The sequence below is a fragment of the Spirochaetaceae bacterium genome, assembly GCA_009784515.1.
GTDB lineage: Bacteria > Spirochaetota > Spirochaetia > WRBN01 > WRBN01 > WRBN01.
Map to the genome: position 1 here is coordinate 1 of WRBN01000103.1, position 5,408 is coordinate 5,408.

Here is a 5,408-nt window from a genome sequence, read left to right on the forward strand (position 1 = left end):
GAGTTACATAAATAATTTCGGCATCGGCCCTTACGGTGCCGTCTTCGTTGTAACCGCCGGTGGTGGTGGTTAGCCCATTAACCGAGTTGGGCGAAAAAGCGTAACCTTGCCTATCAAAAGGGGTGGCCACCAAATTATTAACGGTAGCCAGTACATTATTGTTAGCGGCATTTAAAATGCGCAGACTATAAGAGCTGCCGGCGGTGTTACGCAGGCCGGGCACATCTACCCGCCAAGTATGGGTGGCGGTATTTATTTGGCGCACCAGTTCGGTGTCTACCGCCAGCCAATCGCCGTTATTTAAACGGGTTTCTACCCTAAATTGCTCAGTGTTATTAGGAGCAATCCATACGGCATAAGCAGTCTCGAACCAAGTGCCGCTCTCTACCACATTGGCTCTAGCTCCGCAGGCTACCAACGCACCCATTACAGCCAATAGCGGCAAAGTTTTTACTGTTTTTGAAAAAGTCTTTAACATTTTTAACTTTTCACCTCTTGTCTATATTTGATTAAAAACTAATTATAGCTTGCTTATAAAAAATTAGCAAGTATTTTTTTCAAATACTTGCTAAACTAAAAGCCATTTTAATAAAGTGATGATTATTTCTTATAACCACTACTCCGCCCTTTGGGCCCCCTTCTTCAAAGAAGGGGATTTAGTAAATAATGTAGCTGCGGCAAAACATTTAGCGCATTACACCGGCTAAATTACGCACACGCGGGGCGGCGGCCGAAGGCGGCTGCACACCAATATTGTCGCTTAAGTTGGTAGTTATATCAAACTGTATAAAAGTATGGGCGCCCAAACGGTTGGCATTACTTGCTCCAATATCGGTGCTTGGGTCGTAGCGCGTAACGTTACTAAAGGCGTTAGGCACAAGGCCGCGTCCGGCCCAAAAGCTATGGTTAGGCACTTCGCTGGTGATGATGGCACCCGGTGCGTCTTGGCTTAAGGCATTGTTGCCGCTGGCGTTAAGGGCAGCGCCTTGCCCCGAAATCATAAAGGGACGGTGCACACCGGTAAAGATATTTCCTTCGGCTACAATGTTGGCAAGATGGCCGGCGGCAATCCCGTAAACGCTAGTGCTATCATAAACGTTATTAAAAACGTGAATAAATGCGTTACGTACGCGCGGGGTACGTTGCTCGCTGCGTTCAAACCAGTTATGATGGATAGTGCCATGCCCTACCGTATCCGACAGGTTGTTACCAATTAACATCGATTTACCGGTTTCTATATAGTGGTTGTAACTAACGGTAAAGTGGCTAATTTGGTTGGTAAAATCGCTGGCACCATCGCCTTTATCGTGGTCGTCATCGCGGCCTCTCAGGTGGCGGGTGTCTTGGCCATAACTAAAGGTGTTGTGGTGCACCCAAAAGTTGCGCAAAGCACGGTCAGCATTTCCGCCGTGCGCCATAATACCATCTTCAAAGTACCAATCAAAGGTAAGGTTACGCCATACAACCGATGACGAGTTCATTATCTGAAAACCCCAGCCGTTAATTTCGGCATCGGTACCGATACCTTCAAAAGTCATACCAGCTGTAAAGTTACGCAAAACGAGCATGTGGTTACCATCGGCGGCATTAGGAATTTGCAACCTATCGCCCGCTACATTGTTCCAGTAGCCCACCCGTCCTAAAAAGCGAACAATCGTTGGGCCGCTAAAAGTTGTACCGCTACCGGTGGCCCGGAAACGGCCGCTACCACCGCCGGTTAGCACCTCGTTCATATTGGCGTGGGTTACATAAAATATACTGGCATTAGCTTTAACGGTGCCGTCTTGGTTATAAGCGCCGGGAGCCGGGTTGCCTACAAAGGCATACCCTTGCCTATCAAAGGCGACGGGCCTTAAGTTGGTAATGGTAGCTAAGGTGGTGGCGCCGCTGCTAATACGCAGGCCATAAATTGGCTGGTCGGCGCTATGGTAGCCGTTAGAAAGGCCGGGCACATCTACCCGCCAAGTGCCGGTAACGCTATCTACTTGCCTTACCAAAAATTGGGAGTGAGTGCGCTGCCCCTCCGGCATACCGCTAAGGTTGCCGTTACCGCCTTGATGTTCGTCTAGGCTTACCCAAGCAGCGCCATCATATACCTCTACAGTAAAGCTGGTCATACCCTCTGGGGCTCGCCATTCGGCAAAGGCGGTTTCAAACCACACGCCGTGCCGGGCAAAAGCAAAACTATGTTCGCCCGTTATTTCGCCGCTGTTAAGGTTGGCGAGGCTGCCGGGACTACCCGGCGGTATCGATGAACGGCTATTATTACAAGCTGCCAAACCGGCTATGATTAACACTATTAAAAGTTTAGTTAAAATCTTCATTTTTACTCCTATTTTAATTTAACGCAAGATGGGGCGGCCATCGGCATCTACACTTTCGGCCACAATTAAATTCCATTCCTCAAAGGCACTGCGGGTACCTACCAAAATAAAACCAATTTGCCGCGCAGCATCTACACTAGGTGCACCAGTGCCGCCGCTACCGGCTTCCGGCATGGCTGCAATGGCTGCCGGGCTAAAAGCTGGAGTGCTTCTTCGGTTAATGGTGTAATTTATTACCCCACCGCCAAAAGCATTAATTGGAAAGGGCGTATTTAAAAAATCGGCGGCGGTATCTTCGGTATCAAAAACCGTCCAATCGTAACCCTGCCATTCACTGGCCATTCTAAAAAACCTAATATCGGTAAAATCGGTGTGTTCTATTCTAAAATCCCACACTTCGTTGTTATCGTGGCCGGGCCCGCGGCTAAGAGGCGAGGCTTGGTTGTTACTGTTAGAACTCCACTGTAATAAACGGCCAAATTGGGCCGGTGTAATACGCACCACAACCTCTTTACCATCGGGGAAAACGTAACCTAAATCGGCTGCGTGAATTAACAGCGCAGGGCTAATAGGGTTACGCATTAAGCTCTCGAAGGCCTCATCGGGGTCGGTTTGGCCATAAGCTAAACCACGTGCAAAATTTACTTGCTCGGGGTTACCATTAGGGCCTACCTGCCTAATAGGCAGGGTAATGGCCACAATAATTTCATCATCGCTAGAGCCACTAGTGTTACAGGCCATTAGGGCTGTTAAAGCGGTTACCAATAAAAATTTAGTTAATATATTCATATATGTTCCTTTGTTGTTCTTATAGCTTACGGTAATATAGGTATGCCGCTGCCATCAACGCTTTGTGCAACTATATAGTTATTAAAAGCACTAGGTGGGCCAACCAGCAAAAAGCCTATTTGACGCTGACGCTCCGCGTTATTGTTATAGCTCTGTCCTTCCACAAAAGTAAACGCCCTATTGTTTTGAACATACCTAACCGTTCCACCACCGATGGCTGCGATATTAAAAGGGGTATTAGGAGTTGTATTAGGAGCAGAATCACTTCCACCTCCTGCCCTACCCGCCATCCAAAAAACTCTAACATCAGTAAAAGTTCCTATTGTATTAGTAACTACACCACTAGGAGCATTAGGAAAAGTAGGGTTAGGAACCAAACCGGGAAACACAAAGAAAATATTAGCCCTATTTTCACCCATAGTCTCTAAATGACCTGCGGTGCCAGAAGTTATCGCTAATAATCTATCAAATTCAGAGATACTTATACGCACTACTATCTCTTGTGCTGCATCTGCTGGCCATACAGAATCAAAACCTACTCTGCGCGCATTTACAGTAAGCTGAGCCATAGTAGCATTCGTCAGAAGGGCATCAGCAGCATTATTAGCTGTAAATGCCGAAGCACTCGGATCTGGGTTCGCGAAATTATGTAACCCCCACGCTGTAGCTGTAGCCACATTATTAATCCTAAACCTTATAGGCAAAGTTACCACCCGTATTAAGCCATCAGCGTCAGGCTCTAGGGCATTACCACCGGGTCCTCCCGGTCCACCGCCACCCGGGCCAGTTGGCGGCACGCCGCCGCCAAGCACACCACTTACCGCCGAGCGGCCATCACCGCAGGCCACTAGAGCGGCTAAAACTATTAATAGCAAAAATTTACTTAAAGTTTTCATAAACACTCCTTTTATATTAAAAAAAAGTTACACTTTTTACTTTAGCACAGCTTTGTAAATTGTCAAGCATATTTTTTATAATTTTTTGGCTTTTTCTATTATAACAATTTATGGTATTTAAAATATTGCATTACAATATTTTATAACAAAAAACAGCTTGTTTTTGCAGGTAAAAATAATGGGTTTATGCAGCATTTATTTTAAATGGTATTATAAAGTTATGGGGAGGTGTAAGGTGAAACGAAGGGGGCTATCCTTTTGCCCGGCGAAGGGGGTGGCCGTTAGGCCGGGATAGTGGCTCTTCGATAAATTTATTCAACTAATAATAAAAGTGTAAGAAGCTGTTCACATAGAAATAAAATGCTAATAATCCTCCTAGAAAACAGCAGAAAAAGGTATTTAAAAAGATAGAACCGCGAAAAACGCTAAAAAAAGAGAATTCAAGGTAAGGATATAACCACAAATGACACACTGGGCCGAAGGGCTAGCCGCGTGCTGCACGAATGTATGAGTAACCCTATTCGTGTCATTTGTGCACAACCCTGCGGCTTGTGTCATGGTTAATTTTCCTTATGGTTTTATTTTATAATTAATATTGTAATTCATTAAATATGGCTATATTTAGTCGTTAACCTTTTCCACTACCTCGTCTGCTCCACAGCCACCCATACAATCAAAACCTATGGTTTTGTGCCGGCAAAGGGGATTGGTGGACATTTTTACTTTTGGTATCTATAAGCGGGTAGTTGCCATAGAAAGTTTTTGGTTGACAAACAACTTAAAATTGGCTATACTGTAGTTATAAAACCTTGCCCCTGTTGGTAGCAGGGGCAGGAGAAAACCTTTTATGGTTTTTTTGGCCTCGCTAATAAATTAATTTACTAACGAGGGAAAATGGCTGCTAGCAGTTGGTATGTAATCCATAATGCTGCTAGCACTTTTTTAAGTTTATTTTCATAAACTTGTCCTCCTTCCTATCAATATTTGTTAATATCTTTAGTGCAGAGGTGGAATTTTATACCAAGCGGCCTTAAGCCATAGTAATTAATTGTAGTATTGATGGATTAATTTGTCAAGATAAAATATTTATAAATTAGTCATTGGAATATAAAACATTTGCAGTAACGTTACAAGAATATAAACCACGAAAGACACAAAACTACACAAAAGGAAAACCACAAAGCCTCTCGCTTGGAGAGGCTTTGTTCTATCATTTTTAAGAGCTAGATGTATAATAAATTGCCTAACGCTGTCGCTTGCTACGCTAGCAATGACAAGGTGAAGGAAATAAAAAACTGGCGACGACCTACTCTCCCACAACTAGACGCTGCAGTACCATTGGCAAACTAGGGCTTAACTTCCGTGTTCGGGATGGGAACGGGTGTTTCCCCCAGCTTAA

At 44.8% G+C, this 5,408-nt stretch carries 4 protein-coding genes and 1 rRNA gene; all 5 read right to left on the reverse strand.

What is annotated here, in order from left to right; all coding sequences use genetic code 11:
• The coding region (locus FWE37_08975) for a hypothetical protein (protein MCL2521112.1) at positions 1–478 on the reverse strand (478 nt) is incomplete at its 3' end.
• A 208-nt stretch (positions 479–686) separates the two neighbouring features.
• Positions 687–2,324, reverse strand: coding sequence for a hypothetical protein (locus tag FWE37_08980; GenBank protein ID MCL2521113.1), 1,638 nt, complete (start codon positions 2,322–2,324; stop codon positions 687–689).
• Between the two features lie 18 nt (positions 2,325–2,342).
• Positions 2,343–3,113 (reverse strand): hypothetical protein, encoded by a 771-nt coding sequence (locus FWE37_08985; GenBank protein MCL2521114.1) that lies wholly within the window; start codon positions 3,111–3,113, stop codon positions 2,343–2,345.
• Between the two features lie 26 nt (positions 3,114–3,139).
• Positions 3,140–4,009 (reverse strand): hypothetical protein, encoded by an 870-nt coding sequence (locus FWE37_08990; GenBank protein ID MCL2521115.1) that lies wholly within the window; start codon positions 4,007–4,009, stop codon positions 3,140–3,142.
• 1,293 nt (positions 4,010–5,302) lie between these two features.
• A 5S ribosomal RNA gene (gene rrf, locus FWE37_08995) occupies positions 5,303–5,408 on the reverse strand; the annotation flags it as partial.

Coding starts and splice junctions, on each gene's coding strand:
- FWE37_08980 (MCL2521113.1), bottom strand. CDS start 2,324: ATGAAGATTTTAACTAAACTTTTAATAGTGTTAATCATAGCCGGTTTG.
- FWE37_08990 (MCL2521115.1), bottom strand. CDS start 4,009: ATGAAAACTTTAAGTAAATTTTTGCTATTAATAGTTTTAGCCGCTCTA.
- FWE37_08985 (MCL2521114.1), bottom strand. CDS start 3,113: ATGAATATATTAACTAAATTTTTATTGGTAACCGCTTTAACAGCCCTA.